This window comes from Rubrivirga sp. (assembly GCF_049648075.1).
Taxonomy (GTDB): Bacteria; Bacteroidota; Rhodothermia; order Rhodothermales; family Rubricoccaceae; genus Rubrivirga.
In genome coordinates, this window is the sequence record NZ_JBARYR010000307.1 from 1 (window position 1) to 2,205 (window position 2,205).

General features: G+C 69.1%; 2 protein-coding genes. Both read right to left on the bottom strand.

Going from position 1 to position 2,205, the window contains the following annotated elements; translation table 11 throughout:
• On the bottom strand, positions 1-1,249 hold a 1,249-nt coding region (locus tag WBA11_RS09105), incomplete at its 3' end, for an ATP-binding cassette domain-containing protein (RefSeq protein WP_424520384.1).
• Positions 1,250-1,543: 294 nt separating this feature from the next.
• Entirely contained in the window at positions 1,544-2,140 is a 597-nt protein-coding gene (gene cysC, locus WBA11_RS09110) for an adenylyl-sulfate kinase (RefSeq protein ID WP_424520385.1), read from the bottom strand.
• Positions 2,141-2,205: the final 65 nt, after the last annotated feature.

The following is a 2,205-nucleotide window of genomic DNA, read 5'->3' on the forward strand; positions in this document are numbered from 1 at the left end:
CGCCGATCCGGACGGCCCCGGCGGTCGGCTGGAGCAGGCCTAGGAGCAGGTCGACGAGCGTCGTCTTGCCCGCGCCGGACTGGCCGACGAACGCGACGGCGGCGCCTTGGGGGATGGTGAGGGAGACGTCGGTGAGCGCGTCGTCCTCGGCGCCGTCGTAGCGGAACGTCAGGCCGTCCAGGGCGATGTCGACCGTGGCCGGCGGGTCCGGCGTGACGTTGCGGGCGGTCGCGAGCTCGCCCTCGAGGTCGTCGGCGATCTTGCGGAGCGAGACCTCCCCCCACTGGAAAGCCTGGAGGTTCCCCATGATGCGCTGGAACGACGGCATCAGCCGCATGGCGCCAGCCGCCAGGAGCGCCAGGACGGGGATGATCTCGACGGTCGGCCGCCCTTGCGCGACCAGGAGCATGGCGACCGCGAGCACGCCGGTCACGACCACGACCTCGAGGAACAGGCGCGGCGCGGCACCTACGACAGCTTTGAACTTGTTGGCCCCGGCCAGAAACCAGACGCTCCGGTTGTAGGCGTCGCTGAAGTACGCTTCGCGGCCCAGCACCTTGACGTCCTTGACGCCTAGCAACCCTTGATACACCGCTTTGAGAGATGCCGCTCGGTGCTGCTGCCCCTCCTCGGCGTACCACGCCGTCTTGCGCCGGAGTACGATGTAGAAGACGGCCGTAATGGCTCCCAAAACGGAGATGACCGTAACCGAGATGAGCGGCTCGACCATCAAGATGAGCCCGCCCACCAAGGCGATCACCAAGACCTCGAGGCCGATGTTGAGCGCCGGCGTGAGCACGCCTGCAAAGGCAGCCCCGACCTCGTGGTTCGTGTTGCGGACCAGCTCCGAGCTGTTGCGGGCGAGGTGGAACGGGTAGGGGCTCCGGAGGTAGTGCCTGAACAGGCGGACGGAGAGCGTCGCCTGCCGGCCCTGAGTGTACCGGGCCGTAGCATAAGCCAGGAACCCGAGGTACAGGTTCTTCACCGCGAACAGCGCAACGAGCGCGATCCCACCCCATAATGCTAGGCTCTTCTGGTCGGTCAGCCCGAGCCGCCGGAGGATGGGGCCGACGCGCTCGTTCGCGAGGACGGTGTCCGGTGCGGCGAGCGCCGCCACAAACGCGGGCACGGCCCCTACACCCACGACCTCGAACAGCGCCCCGACGACCAGCAGCCCGAACAGCACGAGCGCGCCCATCCGCTCACGCGGGGTGAGCAGGCCGAGCAGACGTCGGACGGATGCGATCATGGGTTCGGGGCAGTGCGAGGTCTGGGCTGCGAACGAGAGGCCACGTCGGGCCCTGCCGGTCTCGTCCGCGAGAGATGTCACTCGAGGGCGTCACCTGGGCGGTTTAACGTCGGCATGGTCTCGTCGCACAGCATGACCTGGCGGAGAAGGTAGGGTGTCGTTTGTAGGTCCTCAGAGAATTGAACGGCCCTCGAGCGACCGCTAGCTACGGCTACGTCGCCAACGTATGGGCTTCGTCGAGCACTCCCGACAGGCCGTCGCGTCCGAGGGCACTCTAGGCTCGGGCGGCACAGGTCAGCGAGAGCCTCCGGGCACCACGCCGGCCTCGACGAGCGCCCGCCGGAGACTTTCAACGGACTCCTCGACGGTCACGTCCCGCGTCTCCACCGTCACCTCCGGCGCGACGGGCGCTTGGTACGGCGCGTCGACGCCCGTCAGCCCCTCGAGGTCGCCGGCTTGCGACCGCGCGTACAGCCCCTTTGGGTCCCGCGCGCGCGCGACCTCGAGGTCGACGTCGACGAACACCTCGACGAAGCGGCCCTCAGGAATGAGAGACCGGACCCGGTCGCGGTCGGCCCGGTACGGCGAGACGAACGTGCAGAGCACGACGGAGCCGGCCTCGAAGAACAGGCGGGCCACCTCGCCCACGCGGCGGACGTTCTCGCGCCGGTCCTCCGGGCTAAAGCCCAAGTCGCCATTGAGCCCATGGCGGACGTAGTCCCCATCGAGCAGCATCGTGCGGACGCCGTCGTGGAAGAGCTGCCGCTCGAGCGCCCGCGCGATGGTGGTTTTGCCGGACCCCGACAGGCCCGTGAACCACACGACGGCGGCGCCGTGTCCCTGCGCCTCCTCGCGCGTCTCGCGAGGAATGTTCAGGCCTTCCCAGACCACGTTTGGCGAGACCGGGCGGGCCGCCTCGGCGGCCGCGAGCTCGGCGGTGCGCTCGAGCTGAGCGG